17 protein-coding genes and 1 riboswitch are annotated in these 20,938 nt (G+C 27.6%); of the genes, 1 reads left to right on the forward strand and 16 read right to left on the reverse strand.

The window, feature by feature from the left end; translation table 11 throughout:
* Positions 1-11 precede the first annotated feature (11 nt).
* The 6 genes from ACZJV1_RS16110 to ACZJV1_RS16135 form a co-directional block, all read right to left on the reverse strand.
* Entirely contained in the window at positions 12-1,271 is a 1,260-nt protein-coding gene (locus ACZJV1_RS16110) for a helix-turn-helix domain-containing protein (RefSeq protein WP_463650797.1), read from the reverse strand.
* An 18-nt stretch (positions 1,272-1,289) separates the two neighbouring features.
* Positions 1,290-2,591 (reverse strand): helix-turn-helix domain-containing protein, encoded by a 1,302-nt coding sequence (locus ACZJV1_RS16115; RefSeq protein ID WP_411168886.1) that lies wholly within the window; start codon positions 2,589-2,591, stop codon positions 1,290-1,292.
* A gap of 284 nt (positions 2,592-2,875) precedes the next feature.
* On the reverse strand, positions 2,876-3,049 hold the full coding sequence (locus ACZJV1_RS16120; protein ID WP_411168887.1) for a YtxH domain-containing protein: 174 nt from the start codon (positions 3,047-3,049) through the stop codon (positions 2,876-2,878).
* Positions 3,050-3,131: 82 nt separating this feature from the next.
* Positions 3,132-3,758: a ribonuclease H1 domain-containing protein gene (locus tag ACZJV1_RS16125; protein WP_460286618.1), complete on the reverse strand. Its 627-nt coding sequence runs from the start codon at positions 3,756-3,758 to the stop codon at positions 3,132-3,134.
* A gap of 32 nt (positions 3,759-3,790) precedes the next feature.
* Positions 3,791-4,747 (reverse strand): YkvA family protein, encoded by a 957-nt coding sequence (locus ACZJV1_RS16130; RefSeq protein WP_463650798.1) that lies wholly within the window; start codon positions 4,745-4,747, stop codon positions 3,791-3,793.
* 25 nt (positions 4,748-4,772) lie between these two features.
* Complete coding sequence (locus tag ACZJV1_RS16135) at positions 4,773-5,234, reverse strand: hypothetical protein (RefSeq protein ID WP_463650799.1); 462 nt, start codon at positions 5,232-5,234, stop codon at positions 4,773-4,775.
* Positions 5,235-5,457: 223 nt separating this feature from the next.
* On the opposite strand from ACZJV1_RS16135, the gene ACZJV1_RS16140 reads away from it, so the two are divergent.
* Positions 5,458-7,218, forward strand: coding sequence for an ATP-dependent metallopeptidase FtsH/Yme1/Tma family protein (locus ACZJV1_RS16140; protein WP_463650800.1), 1,761 nt, complete (start codon positions 5,458-5,460; stop codon positions 7,216-7,218).
* Between the two features lie 44 nt (positions 7,219-7,262).
* Here ACZJV1_RS16140 and ACZJV1_RS16145 read toward each other — a convergent pair whose 3' ends face one another.
* The 10 genes from ACZJV1_RS16145 to ACZJV1_RS16190 form a co-directional block, all read right to left on the reverse strand.
* Positions 7,263-7,730, reverse strand: a complete 468-nt coding sequence (locus ACZJV1_RS16145; RefSeq protein WP_463650801.1) for a hypothetical protein — start codon at positions 7,728-7,730, stop codon at positions 7,263-7,265.
* The gene (locus ACZJV1_RS16150; RefSeq protein WP_411168893.1) at positions 7,727-8,269 is read right to left on the reverse strand and encodes a hypothetical protein; all 543 of its coding nucleotides are present in this window, start codon (positions 8,267-8,269) and stop codon (positions 7,727-7,729) included. The genes ACZJV1_RS16145 and ACZJV1_RS16150 overlap by 4 nt, the downstream gene beginning before the upstream one ends.
* Positions 8,270-9,123: 854 nt before the next feature.
* Complete coding sequence (locus tag ACZJV1_RS16155) at positions 9,124-9,822, reverse strand: N-acetylmuramoyl-L-alanine amidase family protein (protein ID WP_411168894.1); 699 nt, start codon at positions 9,820-9,822, stop codon at positions 9,124-9,126.
* A 492-nt stretch (positions 9,823-10,314) separates the two neighbouring features.
* Entirely contained in the window at positions 10,315-14,499 is a 4,185-nt protein-coding gene (locus tag ACZJV1_RS16160; RefSeq protein WP_463650802.1) for a MucBP domain-containing protein, read from the reverse strand.
* A gap of 494 nt (positions 14,500-14,993) precedes the next feature.
* On the reverse strand, positions 14,994-15,767 hold the full coding sequence (locus ACZJV1_RS16165) for a Na-translocating system protein MpsC family protein (RefSeq protein WP_463650803.1): 774 nt from the start codon (positions 15,765-15,767) through the stop codon (positions 14,994-14,996).
* A gap of 517 nt (positions 15,768-16,284) precedes the next feature.
* On the reverse strand, positions 16,285-17,484 hold the full coding sequence (locus ACZJV1_RS16170) for an alanyl-tRNA editing protein (protein WP_463650804.1): 1,200 nt from the start codon (positions 17,482-17,484) through the stop codon (positions 16,285-16,287).
* A gap of 189 nt (positions 17,485-17,673) precedes the next feature.
* Positions 17,674-18,501, reverse strand: coding sequence for a MetQ/NlpA family ABC transporter substrate-binding protein (locus ACZJV1_RS16175; RefSeq protein ID WP_463650805.1), 828 nt, complete (start codon positions 18,499-18,501; stop codon positions 17,674-17,676).
* Positions 18,502-18,630: 129 nt separating this feature from the next.
* Complete coding sequence (locus ACZJV1_RS16180) at positions 18,631-19,266, reverse strand: methionine ABC transporter permease (RefSeq protein ID WP_411168899.1); 636 nt, start codon at positions 19,264-19,266, stop codon at positions 18,631-18,633.
* The gene (locus ACZJV1_RS16185) at positions 19,266-20,303 is read right to left on the reverse strand and encodes a methionine ABC transporter ATP-binding protein (RefSeq protein WP_463650806.1); all 1,038 of its coding nucleotides are present in this window, start codon (positions 20,301-20,303) and stop codon (positions 19,266-19,268) included. The genes ACZJV1_RS16180 and ACZJV1_RS16185 overlap by 1 nt, the downstream gene beginning before the upstream one ends.
* A 95-nt stretch (positions 20,304-20,398) precedes the next feature.
* A riboswitch (SAM riboswitch) is annotated at positions 20,399-20,546 on the reverse strand.
* Positions 20,547-20,639: 93 nt separating this feature from the next.
* Entirely contained in the window at positions 20,640-20,927 is a 288-nt protein-coding gene (locus tag ACZJV1_RS16190; protein ID WP_463650807.1) for a DUF503 domain-containing protein, read from the reverse strand.
* Positions 20,928-20,938 lie beyond the last annotated feature (11 nt).

A 20,938-nucleotide genomic window follows, 5' to 3' on the forward strand; every position in this document is an offset into this window, starting at 1 on the left:
ACTACCTTTTATTAATCTTTACTTACCTTCATAGCTAATGTAAAGTATTTTAATGAATCCTTTACTTCTCCTAGCTTATAATACATCTCTGCCATATCCAAGTACCTTTTATATCTCTTTTCTTTATTACCAAATTTAAAAAGAGAATCTAAAGACAAGTTCATATACATCTCTGCTTGAACATATAAGCCTTTTTTTTGTAAAATCATTCCCTTTAAGTAATAAGCATCTTCTATTAAAACTATATCATCTGTATCAATAGCATAGTTTAAGGCTGTATCTGAAATTTCATAAGCATAATCATACTCTTCATTATTATATAGTGTTCTTATACACTTATTTAAAAACTTAACATATTTATTCTTATTATTAGATGGAAATAAACTTATTCCCTCTTTAATTTCTTGAATTGCTTTTTCTCTTTCATTTACATAAAAATAGCTCTCACTATTTTTTCCTTTTGCTATTGCCATAACCATTGAATCTTCTTTTTGATATTCATAAGCCATATTTATATACTTATCAGCATCTTTTTTCTTTAATCTTATGCTAACTATAGCAAAACAATGATATATGTCACCCTTTTCCATAGAATCAGTAACATAATCAATATATTTTACTGATTCTTTTAATGAAGTATATGCTTCTTCTAGAAATGCTAATTTTGCATAACACTTTCCTTCTTTATAGCAAATATAAGCGTACTTTATTTTATCAAAATCCTTAGAATCTTTTATAAAATCTTTTGTTCTACTATAATAATTTACAGCTTCATTGTACTCTTTTATGCTATAAAAAAATGTAGCCATATCTATATAATAAATTATTGTATTCTCTCGAGTATTGTTCTTTTGATATAAGTCATAATATTGTGATATTATTAGCTGTATATTTTCAACCTTATTATTTTCTACATAAAAATTAAATAGTCTATGTATAAGTTCAAAAGCTAAATCATTATAGGAATATTCTAATGCATACTTTAAATTATGATTTATTACATTATCTATTTCATCTTCTGATACTAAATTGTTTCTTATTAACTCAAGATTGCTAACTATCTGTTCCTCAACATCTCTAACTAAATAGTCATAATCAATTCCAAGCTTATTAGATATATAGTATAAAATCTCTTTATCAGCTTTTATCTTACCATTTTCAATGCAGCTCATCTTTGATATGGACACCTTATCTCCACATAATTCCTTTAAAGTTATCCCCTGATATATTCGTGCCCTCTTTATTTTCTCTCCAGTTGATAATATTTCCATTTAAAACCCCCGCTTGAATTAATTTTTAAGTATTCCTATTTCCTTAAAAATATTAACTCCCTCATCTAAATATTTAGCTGCTTCAAAATCTTTTTTATTATCTATATAGAATTTACCTATCATAATAGCTAATTGTCCAGCTTGATTATACAAATTATTTGCTTTAGCTAATTTATATGTATCTAATAAAATATACTCTGCTTCTTTAGACATTTCTTTTATAGTATAAATTCTGTACCATAATATATTTAAATCTATTAATCTTCCCATATCATCTTCTTCTAAGTAATAACTTATTTCTTCTAACACTTCTTCACACTTTGGAATGTTTTTTAATTTAATATAATTCTCACAGATATTTATTAATGTATCTATTATTTTAGTATCTTTTCTTCTTATTCTAATTTCTTTGGAAATTTCATAATGCTTAAAAGATTCTTCTATATTTTCAAACTCATAAAATAGCTTTCCTAAATTGTTTTCTATTTCTGAAATATTGCTTAATTCTTCTAACTCTTTGTAAACTTCCAAAGTCTTTTGAGAATATTTTATAGCATTAGATAAGTCACCTTTTTTATTATACTCTTCTGATATTAATAGAAGTGTCTTAGCATATTCTTCTCTATTATGAACTTGTTCAAACTTACTTTTTGCTAAAAAAGAATAATCTATAGCCTTTCCTATATTCTCAGTCTTAAAATAGGATTTAGCCATATAGTAGTATATTTCACCAAGTAATGAATCATTTCCTATATTGTTATCTAAGTAGACCTTTTCAGCTTGTCTTAAATAACTACTTGCAGAATAGTATGCTTTTAAATGTAGTGTTATTTTTCCCAAATTTAAAAAAGTGTTTATTACTTCTTCATAGTTATTATTTTTAATGAATATTACATTTGATGATAAGAAAAATTGCTGAGCCAAAGTCAACTCATTCTTTTCCACATATATTTGAGCACGCAGATATAGGATCTTGGCTTTTCTATATTCCAAGTTATATTTTTCTACATAGTATAAAGCATTTTCTATATATTTTTCTCCAGTTATATAATCTCCTGATAGAATGTATGATTGAGCAATTTGTTCATAGTAAATACTAATCTTCTCAGCTTGAGTTTCTTCAGATTCCATTAAATACTCTACTGAAGTTTGCAATGCACCTGCCAAGTATTCTAATAAATCCATAGAAGGATTTGATCTACCTGATTCTACCAAACTTATCTGGCCGGGGGTAATCCTATCTCCAGCTAAATCCTTAAGAGTCATATCTAATTCTTTTCTTCTTCTCTTTATTTTTTCCCCTAATGCAAGAATTTCCATCAATACTCTTCCTTTTCATTCCTATATATTAATAATTTTCTTGTTTTTATTCAATTATATCATAATTTAACAAACTTAAATAGTTATTATTATAAATCACTCTATAAATTAGATGTTTTTCGTCAAATTATAAATTTTGCAATAATTTTTTTATTTTTTATTTATTAAACTTATTTAATTCATGGAATAAATTAAAAATATTGTAATTAAATCTACTTAAAATTGCAATATAACTTTAATATTAAAAGAAAAAAGAGCAGGATTTTCCTACTCTTTTAAATGTTTTATTTCATATAACCCATTATTGTGTCATATGCGTCTCCTGCCATATTCATAGCCCTTCTTCCAGCTCTTTTCATATTTCTTTGAGACTTTTTATCTAGTTGTGGTAAAATCATTGCACTTACTGCCACACCTAATACTGCTCCAGCAGCCATATTTCTCATCATTTTTGACATATAAATCACCTCTATAATTATTTTAAAGTTGATATAGTTATTATTAGTAATATTAATGTCTTTATCCATGAAATTTATGGAACTACTTTATAAGTGCTTCCTTTGCTAACTTATCTGCCATATCATTGTAAGTATTACCACTATGACCCTTTATTTTTTTAAATTTCACCTTCATATTTCTCATATTTTCCTTCATAAATTCATGATATGAAGCTGTTATCTTATTATTTCTTTTCCATGTGCCTAAAGCCCAACATTCAATACCTTGATAATCAAAAGCTATTGTTACTTCTTTAAAATTATTTTTATCTGCAAATTCTACAGCCTTCATAGCACCTAAAACTTCTCCAGAAACATTTCTTAATGGTATAGCTTCTTCGTCAAAGCCTACACCACTTTCTTTATGTATTACTTCTCCATCATTTATAGCTACTAATCCATAAGAAAAATTTCCCTTATCAAGCATAAAGCTTCCATCTACATATATAATAAGACCCTTTTCACTTAAAGTTTCTTCTTCTTTTCTAACTTCCTTGCTTCCACTTCTTCCATTTGCCATTAAAGATAAAAACTCAATGGCTTCTTTTTCTGTTTTAAAACTTTTATATATGGCTCCTTTTTGTCCTATTACCTCTTTTTTGCATTCTTCCCAGCTTGTAAATATTTTAGGTACTTCCGATTTTCCTCTATAAACTGAATAGTACTTCAAAATTATCCTCCTTAAAACTAGATCTACTAATTTTACAACGACATTACTTCTTCTACAAAGTTATATACTTTCTCAACATTTCTTGCTCCAGTAAAGTTAGTTACATATTCTAGTATGTTTTTAATAACTAATATTATATCATTTTTTCCTTCCCAATTTTCTAATATTATATTAATTGACACATCAGCTACAATTCTATCTAAAGCAAAAAATGCTACTGCTATTTCATCAATTTTACCTATAAAAGGAATGTTGTCAGGTATAATATCTGTTGGGAATGCTACATATGCAACTGCACCTGATATTATTAGTTTAGTTTTCACTGGTACCCTCTTATCCTTTAAAAGCCTGTATAACAAAGCTGTCATATCAGGTATTATAAATAGATAATCACTATATGTCTTTATTTTTTGAGGTAATTTATTTTCTAAATATCCTCTACCACTACTATAACAATCTTTGATTTTTTCTATATCTTCACTTATTTCTTCAACTACTTCTTCTACTTCTACAACTTCTATTTCTTCCTTCTTTATGCTTCCATCTAAGGAAATATTAATATTTGATACATCTACATTTAATATATCTTGTTTAATATGTATATCTGAAATATCTAAATCTACATATGGTACATTCTTTAATATACTTTTTAAGTTTATTACTACCTTACCAGCTTCATAATGAATACCTTTTTCTTCTAGTGATTTAAGTGCATATTTTAAGGCCATTTTTCTTACTAAAGAGAATATTTTCATTTTTGCTATCTTAAAGGATGACACTTCTCCATGTATAATTCCATTTTCTACTCTTTTAAGCTTTACTCCTGCAATAAATTCTAGGTTAAACCCTTTTTTGTAGTTTCCCTGTAATTTTATTTCTTCTCCAATTTCAATATTTGATAAATTTAACCCATCTACTTTTACAAAATCATTTATTATACTAAGTAAATCATCTCCAGTTAACAAAACCTTAATTCCTGATATATTCATAATTACCTCCTATTATAAAAGTCATTTATGCATTTAAATACATATCTAAGTTTGTACCAATTATATATAAGTACTTGTCCTTAATATATACATCAGTTATTGATGTGTTTGATATCTTTGATTTATTGTAAATAATACTATCACTATTTATCTTTTCTAAATTAATAATTATATTGTTTCCTTTTATATTTAAATAATCTTCTCCAAGAAGCTTTATCATGGCTTTTAAAATTATATTACTGGCCTTTTTTAAAACTCCGAAGCTTGTTATATTTAATCTATCTAGTTCTAGTATTATTTTATTATGAACAAATTCTCTTATATATAGTGTACCATTAAAACTGCTATTTATTTTAGCATTTATTTTTCCTGAAAATTTTATTCCATTAGTTATTTCTATATGGGTTACCTCTATTCCTTTTTCTTTGCATTTTAAATTAACTATTTCAATAATATCTTCTGATGTTAATGCAGTTGAGTTAATCATTTTATAAAATCTCCCCTTGCTATATTACTTATTAAAGATATTAGTCTAATTAGTCAGTTATTTTACTTAAAGTATACTCCATTTATAATAAACTTAAAAGATTTATTTTGATTTTACAAATGAACCAATACTTACATTGGAAAATTATATGATTTTAAGTAGACTAAATATTTTAAAGTGTTACAATATTCTTGAAAATTCATCTTCTATTTAGGAGGTAATGATGAACAAACTAAAGAAAAACTTAATTTGGATACCAATAGCTACTGCAATTTTCTCTACTATATTTTTAGGATATACAAGCATTGCATCTAAAGCTAACCATAATAAACAATATTCAAGCTTTTTAGAAGATATAACCCTTAATAATATTTCTAAAGTAGTAATTAATAATAATTCTAATCTAACTATATTTTTGAAAGATGGATCAAAGTATTCAACTAATAATCCTGATAGTCCTACGTTAAAAGAGGAGTTATTAAAAAACAATATAGAAGTACTAGATGCGAATGTAATGAGTCCTACTAAAACAATTTCTTCTAGCATTCTTTTAATATCAGTTATTGCAATAGTTTTTATTTCTCTAAAGAAAAAAAATCTTGGAGCATCAAGTATAACTAATTTAGATATTAAGGATTTTTCTGAAGACACTAATAATTTATTTAACTTTAATTCAGTTGCTGGCAATGAAGAAGCTAAAGAAAGCTTAATGGATATAGTTGATTTTCTTAAAAATCCTCAAAAATATAAAAATTATGGTGCAAGAATGCCCAAAGGTGTGATACTTTATGGTTCTCCAGGAACTGGTAAAACTTTGCTAGCAAAAGCTGTTGCAGGTGAAGCAAGTGTCCCATTTTATGCATTAAGTGGATCAGACTTTGTACAAGTTTACGTAGGAGTTGGTGCTGCTAGGATAAGAAATTTATTTAAAAAAGCAAAGTCTCAAGGTAAAGCTGTCATTTTCATAGATGAAATAGATGCAATAGGTAAAAAACGAGGTGGCTCAAGTTCCTCTAGTGGAAATGATGAAAGAGATCAAACATTAAATGCTTTATTAACAGAAATGTCAGGCTTTAGTGAAAAGGAAGGTATAGTTGTTATTGCTGCAACTAATAGACTAGACACTCTTGACTCAGCTTTATTAAGACCCGGTAGATTTGATAGGCATATAGAAGTAGCCTTACCTGATATTAGTGCAAGAGAAAAAATAATTTCATTACACTTAGAAAATAAGCCACATGATAAACTGAACTTAAAGGATATTGCTAGAAAAACAGCTTATTTCTCTGGTGCAAAATTAGAAAATTTGATTAATGAAGCTGCAATAATTGCAGCAAAAGATAATTCAACATTATTAAGACAAGACCACATAAATAGAGCTTATTCAATTGTTCTTGCTGGTCATGAAAAAAAAGAAAGAAGTCATTATCTTGAAGAAGATAAGCTATTAACTTCTTATCACGAAGCTGGACATGCCCTTGTTTCTATATTAAAAACCCCAGAGGATAAAGTTTCAAAAATAACTATTATTCCAACTACTAAGGGTGCTGGTGGATATACACTAACTATTCCTAAAGATAGTTCTTACCAAAGATTAGATTACCTTAAAAATAGAATTATGGTTCTTTTAGGAGGTAGAGTAGCTGAAGAAATCATATTTGGAGCTGATAAAATTTCAACTGGAGCTCAAGGTGACTTAAGCCAAACTACAGAAATAGCTATGTCTATGATCGCAGAGTATGGTATGGGTAAAACCTTAGGACTATTAAAACTTTCAAGCCTAGGCCCTCTTTCAAATAGTTATGGAAATCCAGTAGTTGAAGAATGTAGAGAACTAGTAAACTCTCTTTATGAAGAAACACTAGAATTGCTTAAAGCGAATAAAAAAACTCTAAATAAGTTAGCTATGAATCTTATTGAAGAAGAAACTCTTGATGAAGAAGAAATATACAAGCTTTTAATGATAGAAAAGATAAATTTATAAAATTCCTCTAAAAAAATCTACTGAAACATCAGTGGATTTTTTTACTACTCTTCATTATATATCAAATCTAAGTGTACTTGTGTAGGTAGCTTTTCTCTTAAAATATCAGTAACTTTCTCATAATCACCCTTTTTAAAACGAAAGGCTTGCTCCATAGAGCCACCAAATAATTTAACTTTTATATCTTTTCCATAAATCACCGAAACTTTTTGAATTTCACTCCATAGTATACACGGTTTATACCTGTACATTGATGTAAAACCATTCAAGGTAATCCCCTGTTTAATCCACATACTTATAAACATAAAAATACCTAATACTCCTATTATATAGTGAATCCAAGCCCTTGCATAAAAATATGTAATACCTATAAAAATAAATATACCTAGTACTACAATAGATATTTCAGTAAAGCTTTTTCTTGTCCTTACTAATAATTTCTTTATATATCTAAATTGATCAAGGGTTATAACAATAAAAATTAAAGGAATAATAACATCTATAATACTCATAATAATTTCCTTTCATAGATAATTGATTTTATTTTTTCAATAAATTCATTTTTTTCTTCTTCACTGTTAAATACATTAATAGGAATTATTAAGTTTCTTTCATAGCCTATTTTTTTTGTAGCTATTATTATTATATATTTATCAAGTACATCTAATACAATACCTTTATTTAATTTTATTTCTAAACTATCATTATCATATTTTACAATAATTGATTCATTATCTATGCTTAAAGTTTTTTCATTAGAAAAATATTTGTTCTTATTAAACATTTTAATTGCTTGTTTTTTTGCAACATTTCTTTTAAATTTAGGTTCTAATTTAAATATCATATATATTACTATTATTGTCATTACTACAGAATTAGTAAAAAAATATAGACTAGTATTTTCTACATTTGAATAATATATTCCACTAAAAAAAGGTATTGCAACTAGAAGAAATTTCTCTATATATAAAGATCCTTTTAAGAACTTCTCACTAAAGTAATTACAGAAAATTTCAACGTCTTCAATAGTATTTTTATATTTAATTTCCATAATATCAACTCCTATGTTCTGCATATAATAATTAAAAATTTTTTATAATATCGATTTAGTTAAAAGCTGCTTTAACTAATAATACAAAAACATCACCTTTAATAATTTAAATAGCTAGTCTTAAATTAAAATTATGCATTGCTTAAAATACTTTGTTTTTATATAACTTTACCCATAACTTAATTAGAATTGATAAAATTAATGTTATGGCTAAACCCAAAATCATTTTAGCTACAATGCTATTAACTTTAACCAAAAGTATAATAAATAATATACTTAATCCTACATAAAAAAGTGTAATAATACCTAAATTAATTTTTCTAATTTACAATATTAACTTTCTGACCGGAAATCACCTCAAAACATCATTCAATCAATAGAGTACATAAAAATTCAAATATTATCTCCATTAAAACTCTTTTTTAGAATATACCTATCTTCACAGTCAATTACAATTACTCATTAACCTAAGTTATTTTATATACAAATTATACCATATAATACAGTTAATTTTTATAGTCTCTCTAAATTAAAATTTCACACTAAAATAAAAAATTAACATTTTAATCCATTTAAGAGTCATTATTTTTTTAATATCATTTATTTTTGTTTACTCTGAATAAACTTATATAAAAAAGCTATAATTTTGCATATATCAATACGAAATTATAGCTTTTGATTTTTATAATACTAATTTCAAATTATATATTAATGTCTAAAATTAAATTTAAATAAAATATATTAGAATGAAACAAACTTATCCTTGTTTGAAAATTTAATTAGATAATTAGGCTATTCGAAACTCTCTACTAATTACATATTAAAATCAGCTTAATTATTTTCTAAACTGCTACTTATTTACTTTCTTCTGGATAAGGAACAATATAAGCTTCTTTTAATCCATTCTTATTTAATTTCATTAATTCTACTTCTGCCTCTTCATAATCCTGATAATATCCTATACAAATTCTCCAGCCTTCTCTTGTAGGAGTTTTAGGTTTTTTTGGTGGAGCATCTAGTAAAACCTTATCAACCATAGCTAAACAAGCTTTGGCTACCATGTACCCGTATTTAATACTACTAAAGTTTTTTTCTATGTCTTCATTAGATATAAATTCAGCTTCTATAATAACTGCTGGCATACTTGTCTCTCTTAAAACAGTATAGCTAGCTTCTTTTATTCCTCTATCATTAGATTTTAGATTTGCAAGTAGCTCATCTTTTATAAATTTTGCTAGTTCTTCTGATTTATGGCCTTTTTCGAATATTACTATTTCACTTCCCTTTACTGACTCTTCAACAAAGGAATTCATGTGGAAGCTAATAAAGTAATCTGCATTCCAATTATTAGCTATACTTGCTCTATCTTTTGAATCTACCGTTACATCTGATGCTCTAGTCAGTAATATTATTTCTCCGTTTCTTTCTAATAATCTTTTTGCTTCATACACTGCTTCTAAAACTACGTCTGCTTCTCTTCTACCATGTTTACCTATTGCCCCTGGGTCATTGCCACCATGTCCTGCATCTAGTACCCACTTTGCCACTTCCATCCCTCCTGTTCTTTATATATAAATATGCAGATATATAAATATACAATTATTATATTAATTCTTAATTTAGTATACTAAAGATATTTAAACTTGGTTACAAAATTAATTTTTATATCTGTTGTTTTTACAAATATAAAAAAGTACTAGCTATTTACGACAATAAATTTTTTAGCTATATCATCTTAATAAATAGTAAATTTTTTTATAATTAATTACTTAGATTCATTCATTTAGTTTAAGAAAAAATTTTTCTTAATAGAAATATTGTTAATAGCACAAGACAAACAAAACTTCTTTCTTGAAGCTCACTAATACCAAAAAGAAATATCATTATTCAATAAAATAACAATTTCATATAATCTACTTTTATTGTATAAGTTCAATTCCTTAATACAACATGTAATACAAATTATATAAACTCTAAAACTGAAAAAAGAACCTCTATAATATATTAAATAGAATACATTATAGAGGCCTAATTATTAAATTACACTATATTTTTTTACTTTTTCTTGAAGTTAGTCTTAATCCAGCGATTAAAAACAATGCCCCTAAAACATAATATAAAATGTAACCTTCTTCACCAGTCTTTGGCAATAAAGGTGCTTCTTCTTCAATTTTATCTTGTTGTACTATGCCTTGTGATACTTTTTGTGGCACTGTGTTTTGTGGCGCTGTACTTTGTGATATAGTTACTTTTTTTGGGGAATAGAAGTATATTACTTCTACTGTTCCATCTATATACTTTCCTTTTTCATTACTTGGTACTGCAACCATCTCATATCCATCAATATCTTTTGCTGTTGTGAAATATTCTGTTCCTACTAAACCCTTATCTCCTATTTGTAACGCAAGTTCTTTGTTCGTTCCTTGCTCCAAATATTTTACTACTAGATTTCCTAACTTTTCAGCTGGTTCTAATGGTGTCCATGGTATTGTTTTTGTATAATAATATATTACTTCTACTGTTCCATCTATATATTGTCCTGTTGTATTTGATGGTGTGCTTACTAAAGTATATCCATCTATTACTTCTGCTTTTGTTGTATAATCTGTTCCTACTTTTTCCTTACCTGTGACCTCTGGTGCAAGTTCCTTGTTTGTTCCCTGCTCCAAGTATTTTACTACTAGATTTCCTAACCTTTCAGCTGGCTCTAACGGTGTCCATGGTATTGTTTTTGCATAATAATATATTACTTCTACTGTTCCATCTACATACTTTCCTGCTGCATTTGATGGTGTGCTTACTAAACTATATCCATCTATTGATTCTGCTGTTGTTGTATAATCTGTTCCTACTTTTTCCTTATCTGTAACCTCTGGTGCAAGTTCCTTGTTTGTTCCCTGCTCCAAGTATTTTACTACTAGATCTCCTAATTTTTCAGCTGGCAGTAGTGGTATCCATGGTATCGCTTTTGTATAATAATATATTACTTCCACAGTTCCATCTATATACTTTCCTGTTGCATTTGAGGGTGTGCTTACTAAGCTATATCCATATATTATTTCTGCTTTTGTTGTATAATCTGTTCCTACTTTTTGAATATCTATAACCTCTGGTGCAAGTTCTTTGTTTGTTCCCTGCTCCAAGTATTTTACTACTAGATTTCCTAGTTTTTCTTTATATCCAAAATTTACATCATGATTCTGTGTATTAGCATCAAGCTGAATTATTGTTGAATTATCTAAAACCTTGTCCAAATCATAAGTTTGAATCAAATTATTAGGTAATGTACTTTCATCAACTTTCACTTGATAACTTCCTGAATGTAATTCGTTAAAGCTATAATAACCTTCACTATTCGTTACAGTAGATGTTATTTTATTCCCTTGTTGATCTAAAAGATGTACTGTTACATTAGGAATTCCTAATTCACCTGAATCCTTTACTCCATTACCATTTGCATCATTCCATACATAGTCGCCTATAGAACTTGAAACCACTGTTATAGGAACATCATTAGAATATACAATAGCATTTACATTTGAAACTCTACCACTAAAATTATTTGTGTATATATCTCCACCCTTATTATTAGCTGGAGCTAATTTAACTGTAACTTCTTTTGCTCCATCAGTAGAAGTAAGAGTATTTGCATGAATTTTTATAGCTGTAATGTTTTTACCTATAGCTACCTCAGGTGTATATGGTATCCATGTATTTGTATTCAATGAAGGATCTCTATTTATACTACTTTGAGGATCTGTTGTAAAATAAAAAGTTTCTCCATTAGTTCCTGAAAGTTCTTTAATTGTATATCCGCCGTTAAAATTACTTGCAGGAGTTCTTGTATCTCCATTATAAGGAAGTATATCTATGAGGTTAAAATCACTAAATGCTTCTTCCTTAAACACTGCATATTTTAAGGTGTATGTTAAATCATCACCTAATTCAACAGTAGGTTCAGGTGTAAATTTACCTATACCCCAAGCACTTAAATTTACAATATTTAATCCATACTTAGAAGTCCTAAATGCTTCTGCACTGCTGTCTAATGGTGTACTAATAACCGTTTTATTCTCTAAAACCGTTGCATTTTTAACATTAAAATCAACAATGGTTTTATATAATATTGGTTCAATAGGTGCATTTATATTAACATTTATTAAAGTCCATTGAATAGTTGTGGTTCCATCTTGATTTTTAACTACGCTGTCTGGTTCTAAACTACCGCTTCCTTGAATATACGTAAGCCCCTTTGGCAATGTATCTGTTACAGTAACATTATCTACTGTAGTAACATTTGTATATCTAGAATCTGTAGTTAATGTAGGAGTTATCTTAAAAGTAACTTCCTTATTAACTTTAGAAGTCTTAATTCCAGATGGCTCTGTATCTTTTTGTATTCTAGATAATACTTCTGTTATAAATACCCTATCCCCTAAATTTCTGTTATGATTTATTGGGTCATAATTCGACATTTGCCAGTTTCCACTATTTACTTCGTCAGCTCTAACAGCCATAACTGAAGGTATTACCGTATTAATCGGATTATTTAAAGCTGCAACATTTACTCCAAACATAATATTATCAGCACCGACAGGTAGGCTTTTTCCTGGCTTTGTAATAAGCCTAACCTTATTTATAGGTCCACTTCCTGAATCTAAAGCTTCTGTAGTGCTATTATACCAAGTTGCATCTTTAGCATTGTCATTTTGTTGTATATCAAAATTATCATAGGTACCTGTTCCATATTGTACTTGTAGAATATCATCTAATCCAGGGGTACCTTTAAGTACATATGCAACACCTGGTTTACCTTGCAAATCAGTAACCTTAAGCCTGCTTGGATCTATTTTAATAAGCATTTCATAATTATTTAATGGAATATTTCCCCCATTACCGCTTGTTGCAGTCAATCCAAATACCTGCCCTGGATACACCACTCCATCACCTGATAAAATATCCATTTGAGTAGGTAAATTCCTATACTCATCTGCACTTATGGTGTACATAAGGTAATTTGCAGAAAAATTTCCTGTTCCCTCTGGTGCTCTATATACATTAAATTTAATCACATTATTGTCTAAAGGTTCCGGCTGCCCTCCATAATTTTGAGTTCCACTCATTCCAGTTAAAGATAAATTTGTATATTTGTTAATTACATCGGTATAACCTACAGGAATATCATTGTAATCAACCCAAAGTGATATATATCCTGCAAATATATATTTTTTATCTGCTGAAATAGCCGTACCATTTGCATTTTTTGTTGGGAAATATCTCCCTTCTTGATCTATATTTCTAATACTTATGTCTACATTTGCTCCTGGTGAGGATTGAGTAGCTGATATTGTTGGTGTTCCTGATACTGAAAATTCATCGTACTGAGTAGTAGCAGTTCCCCCGTTTGGTAAAGATACTAGGCATCTACCATCTCCATTAACTCCAACCGCTGGTTTACCATCAAAGTTATACAATCTTGCATTTGGTAACCCAAAATTACTCAAATCATCTGTAAAAGTTATTGTACCTGGTACAGCCTCCCCACCTTTTCCATCACCAATCGTAAGTCCAATGGCAAAGGTATAAACTTTTCCTTTTTCTCCGTTAGGCCCTAGTGCATCAAAGCTTCCATCTGTCTGTTTACTTAAGTCAACCTTCGGGAGTGCTGATACTGTAGCTGTATACGGTTGTGTAGTTTTTACATTCGCATTATCAGCACTGATTGATGCTGATAATGAAAATGCCTCTCCATTTCCTGCAGTGGTTAAAACTTTTGCAGTAGGTGAAAATGTATAAGCATTTCCCGCTGTCACATTACCAATATTATAAGTTAAAGTTCTTCCGCCATCTGAAACAATAAGCCCTGGATACATAGTAGTTAACTTATCTTCCCATACAGCGACAGTTTTTCCTTCAGCATTAAGTGGTATTGTACTTGTTATAACAGTATTGCTTGCTACTCCTCCTGCTGGATTTACTGAATAGTGAATCTCATAAGTAATTATGTCCATTGTTCGAACATAATTATCATTATCACTATAATCATCTCCAGGATGTAGCCCCGGTCCCATGCCAGTAGTATTGAACGGCGCAGTTCCTGTAATAGCTTTTTTTAGGTTAATTTCTAAATTTACATTTTCATTGGCCGATACACTCTTTAAGTTTAAACCCTGAACAAGTATATTCATAAAAAAAGCTAATAGAACAAATAAATTAATTTTTTTAATCATAGTAATATCCTCTCTTTATAATACTTACTACCTTTTAAAATAAATTTTTTTAATAAAAAAAGCCCATAACAAAAACTATTTCAAGTTTTGTTATGGGCTTTATAAATTGCAATTTCAAAATTGTTTTAAAAAGCTAGTCCATAAAATATTAAATTTTAAATTTCAATTATAATTTATATAAAAAAAACAGCTTATAAAAATATATCTATCTTTTCTTAGCAATATAAATTATAATTCTAAACTTTAATTTTATGTTTTGATTATATCAATAAGTTAATATTTTGTAAATATTTTTTTATAAATTTTATTATATAATAAAATTTAATGAAAATTATAATTTTGTTTAACTTTTTTTAAAAAATTTGTCTATAGTAGTAATTAATTTGAAAGTAAACCTAATTAAAAAAACACTAAAAAATGCTACTATTAATCTATTAATAGTAGCATTTTTTATACTAAATATTACTTTTCAACTAAATTAAACCTTTTTTGTATTATTTAATATTAAAATTAATCTTTTCGTATTTTTCATATGGATAAATTTCGACTTTATCCATCACCACTTTTCTATCAATTAATTTTTCTAATTCCTGTTCAATAAGTAACTTTGTATTCTCATATATGACCTTTCTAATAATTTCAACGTCTTTACTATGTCTTCCTGCATTAAGTAAACTTTCTTCAATTAATGTTAAATTTTCTTTTGAAACAATTTCTATTACTTTTCCTTTTATAAAAACCTGTATGGTTTTAGCTCCTTTTCCAGTAACGCTTTTTAAATATTTGGAATATATATTCCTTATATCTAACTCCAACTTATCTTTATTTTCCTTTGAAACAATAAGTTCCTCATTTATTACAAGAACACCGTGATTCTCCTCTAATAATTGAACTGAAATACTTAATAATGTTTTCAATAGGATATTCAAGTCTATTGGTTTTACTAAATATTTATCTATTTTTAAATCTATACTCTTTAAAATAGTTTGTGAATCACATAATGCTGAAGTTATTATAACAGGACATTTAACTTTATTTTCTCTTATTTTTGCCATCATTTCAATTCCACTCATATCTGGAAGAACTAAATCTGTTATAATTATATCTGGATCAAATTCAGAGAATTTTTTTATACCGTCATTTCCATCCACTGCTAATATAACTTTTCCTACTTGTTGTTTCAAATACTTTGAAACATAATCTCTTGTAATTGGCTCATCCTCAACATATAAAATTTTTAATGAAGATAATATATTAGAATTATTCATTACATTCCTCCTAGTATAATTTAAAGTTTTGCTAAGTCATATTAACATTGAACTCTAGATATAATAAAATATAATAGATTTGACAGAATCTAAATACTTTCCTTTGAAATTATAATAACAATAGAAAAAGTAAAATATCCCCATTATCATTATTATAAATTGTATAAGTTTTAAAAAAATGGCAATTTAAAATTATAATTTATATAACTCAACTTTCACACATCAATATTAAGGCAAAAGCTTGTACTTTTAATAAATAAAATAAAGAAACATCAACTTTGGGATAATAAAATTTCGAAAAGCATAACACTAAAAAGATTATTTATTATTAATTTTATTATATCAAATAATGATGATGCTAGAAAGTTTAATTTAGCAATGTCTCTTCTTTAATATATTACTTATAATTCAATAATCTCACATACATTGATAGCATTTACTATGTATATAGTAATACTATCTTAATAAAAGGAAAAGCTACTTTGAAATTTTTATATATTTCAAAGTAGCTTTTTAACTAAATTAACTTTTCTTTTATTTCATCATAGGCATGATTTAAAAATTCACCTACATTTATGCTATCTCCATAGCCTTGAGCTAAAAACTTATTTCCTCCACCTTTTCCATTTATAAATTTAATTAATTCTTTTAATAAATTACCCATATTCACAAAATCTATATTTTTAGAAGCTCCAAACAATACATTTACCTTATTATGATTTTTAACTGCAATTAAACTAATTACATTATCTTTATCATTTAATTTATTAAGAAGCTTTCTAACATAATTAATATCTCTTTCTTCATATATTTTCTTTAAAATTATGATTTCTCCATGTTTATTAGAATTCAAAAGTAGCTCATCTATTTCATATTGCATAAGCTCTTCATCTATTTTCTTTTTTTCCTTTATTAAATCTTCTATATTATTTTTTAAGTTTTTTATGCTATTTAATGCTTCTTCTTCACTACTACTTAAGTAAACACAAATATCTCTTAATATTTTATCTTTACTCAAAGAATCTTTAATTGCTCTTTCTCCTGCTAAAAATTCTATTCTAGTATTACCTTTATTTTTTTCGTATTTTTTAATTTTTATCATTCTTAAATCTAATGTTTTGGCAGGATGTACTCCACAACAAGCATTAATATCAAGCTCTCCTATTTTAACTACTCTTATTTCATCTTCAGTATTTGGTAAGTCTCTTCTTAAGTTTAGATTTTTTAATTCATTAGCTTCAGGTGTCATAAACTCAACTAATATATTTTGCCTTATGATATCATTTGCTATTTCCTCTGCTTTTCTTATTTGATTTTCATTTAAATAACCCAAAATATCTACTGTGCTAATTTCTCTTCCTAAATGAACACTTACTGTATTTGCATTAAATAATTTAAAGAAGCAACCCGAAAGTACATGCTGAGCAAAATGTTGATGCATACCATCTTCTCTTCTATTCCAATCTATTTTTCCCTTAATACATCTTTTATTGATAATTTCTTCTGAAAGAACATGATAAACTATTCCTTTTTCTTCATAGACATCAATTACAGTTTTTCCATCTATCTCTCCTAAATCACAGGATTGACCTCCACCTCCTGGAAAAAATGCTGTTTTATCTAGCGCTACATGATACTTATTATCTGTATTTTTTATAGATATAATCTCTGCTTCAAACTCCTTTATATATTGATTTTTATAATATAACTTCTCCATACTATCTCACCTATCCATTCTTTTCTTCAACAATAAAATATATCCCTTTTCATATATTTGCTATTATATCATAAAAGGATTAAATCAATTCTTCATACAAATTAAAGAGTGAGTAGTGAGTTTCTATTAAAACCCTACTACTCACTCTTATCCCTTTAATACCTAAACATTAATAGTTGAATATGGAATTTAGAAAGTTGGAATTACTGTTCCATTATATTTTTCTTCTATAAATTTCTTAACTTTATCTGATGTTAAAGCTTTTGTTAAAGCTTTAATTTTCTCACTATTTTCATTTCCCTTCTTAACAGCTAATATGTTTCTATAAACCTTTGCTGCTTCTGCATCTTTATCTTCTATTGCTAATGAATCCTTAGATGGATTTAATCCTGCCTCTATAGCATAGTTACCATTTATAACAGCTAAATCTACTTCTTCTAATACTCTTGGTAGTTGCGCTGCCTCTAATTCATCAAATTTTAAGTTTTTACTGTTTTCTGTTATATCCTTAGGCGTTACTAATTCTCCTTCTTTAAGTTTAATTAATCCTTGTTTTTCTAATAACCTTAATGCTCTTGCTTCATTTGATGGATCATTTGGAATTGCAACTCTAGCCCCATCTTTTATTTCATTTACACTTTTAACTTTTTTAGAGTATGCTGCTATTGGCTCTAAATGAATTTCTGCAGTATAAGTTAAATCTAGCTTTTTACTTTCATTTGTCTCATTTAAGTATGCAATATGTTGAAAATAGTTCGCATCTAATTCCCCTTCAGCTAAGGCTGTATTTGGCGTTACATAATCTGTAAATTCTACTATTTTTAATGTGTACCCCTCTTCTTTAAGATCTGGTACAATTTGTTCTACTATTTCCTTATGAGGAACCGGTGTAACCCCTATTGTTATTGTTTTATCTTCAGCTGCTGAACCTGTTTCTTTTCCCTTACCTCCACAACCTACTAAGCTTATTACTAAAGCCCCTGTTAATAATAATGTTAATATTGATTTTCTTTTCATATTGAAAGCCCCCTTTTTTAATGTACAATTGTCAGTTAAAATTAGACAATTTAAATTTCTTTAATTTTTATTTAATTAAATTTATTCTCCTATATCAATTGCTTTTATTTTTATATTTTCATAACTTTATTATGATAGTTTTTTATATAAGTAATTTCCTAAAGATTGCAACACTTGTACAATTATTATTAAAATTAAAACTGTTACAATCATTACATCTGTCTGATATCTTTGATAACCATATCTTATGGCAAGATCCCCAAGTCCGCCACCACCTACACTTCCTGCCATAGCTGAATAGCCTATTATACTAATTACAGTTAAAGTTAGTCCAGAAATTATTGATGGAACAGCTTCTTTAAGCATAACCTTAAATATTAGCTGAGTATTTGATGCTCCAAAAGATTTTGCTGCTTCTACTACACCTGGATCTACTTCTTTTAAGGCAGATTCTATTATTCTTGCTACAAATGGAGCTGCTGCTATAGTTAAAGGGACTATTGCACCTTGTATTCCTGTTGATTTTCCTACTATTAACCTAGTTAAAGGTACCATAAACACCATTAATATTATAAATGGAAAACTTCTTAGGATATTTATTATAGTGTCTAATATTTTGTAAATAAACTTATTTGGCTTTAATCCATTTGGCTCTGTAACTATTAAGATTATTGCTGGTACAAATCCTAATATTATTGAAAATACAGTTGAGAAAAATACCATTATAATTGTTTGCCCCAGAGCCTTTAATAATATATCTGACATTAGCTAAGCACCTCCAATATTACATTTTTCTTTTCTAAATAATTTATTACCCTTTCCTTATCTTCCTCTTCTATGTTTATTACTAAGCTTCCAAGTACATCATCTCTAAACTTTTCTAATTTGCCCCAAACTATTGAAAAGTCTATATTTAACTCTCTTGACATTTTCGTGATAAGTGCATTTTCTGATGATGTGCTTGGAAAAAATAATTTTATGTTTATCCCTATCGCTGGTAGTAGCTCTTCATCCTGTTCACCTAAAAACTTCTTAAGCGATACTCCTGGTTTTAAGAATAAGTCTTCTGAATTGCCTTGTACTTTTAAAATGCCCCCTTCTATTAATGCAACTTTTTCACAAACCTCTTTAACTACTTCCATTTGGTGGGTAACAATAACTATTGTAATTCCTAACTCTTTATTTATCTTTGAAAGAAGTTCTAATATATCCTTTGTAATCTTAGGATCTAATGCTGATGTAGCTTCATCACAAAGTAAAATTTTAGGCTCTAATGCTAAAGCTCTCGCTATAGCCACTCTTTGCTTTTGACCTCCACTTAAATTAGATGGTTTTGCATCTGCTTTTTCTGAAAGTCCAACTAACTTTAAAAGTTCAGTTACTCTATTATATATTTTTTCTTTTCTAAATTTTTTGTAACTACAAAAACTCTCCCCTTTTCCCTTGCATTTTTCTTTGTATTCCTTATACTCTTCTTCATATCCCCAAACCTCTAGTGGTAATGCTACATTTTCAAATACATTTTTTCTATTTAATAAATTGAACCCTTGAAATATCATACCAAGATCTTTTCTAAATTCCCTAAGTTCAATTCCACTTAAATCTTTAACCTCTTTACCCATTACTGTAAGAGATCCATCTTCATAACTTTCTAGCCCATTTATACATCTTAATAAAGTTGATTTCCCTGCCCCACTATGTCCTATAATTCCATATACTTGTCCTTCTTCTATCTTAAGCGAAACATTCTTTATAACTTCTACTTTGTCAAAGCTTTTACTTAAGTTATTAATTTCTATCACAATTAATTCCCCCTTTAAAGAAACTTAAAGTAAAACAAAAAACGCACTGGAGAATAAATCTCTAGTGCGTATAATTACTCACATACTAATTTATTCTCTCATCTATCAGCTTAAAGCTGCAGGATTTAGCACCAAACTTAATAGAATATAGTTTTAGTCCAACATTAATTAGACTTATCTTATAATCCTATTACAGGTTGCTGGGTTTCACAGGGCCAGTCCCTCCACCACTCTTGATAAGAAACGTAATCAAAATATTTAATTTTTATATTGATATTAATATACGATTATTAATTATATTTGTCAACAACATTTTAAAATTTATTTTTATAAATTTTAAAACATTACTACTTCTTTATCTATTTTTATAAGCTCTGCATCTGTATTTTCTTCTATAAAATTTATTATATTTTCCATAGTAGAATCTACTTGAGCACTAGTTGCACATATTCCTGAAATTCCAATTACAATACTTTGATGAATATCTTGATCACTTATCTCACTTACAGAAATATTGAATTTATTTTTTAACTTCTGAGTTATACTTCTAACTACCATTCTCTTTTCTTTTAAAGAATGTACCCAACTTGCTCTTAAATTTATACTCATTACTAGGACTCTCATTTTAAACCACC

The sequence above is a fragment of the Clostridium sp. LS3 genome (assembly GCF_055330225.1).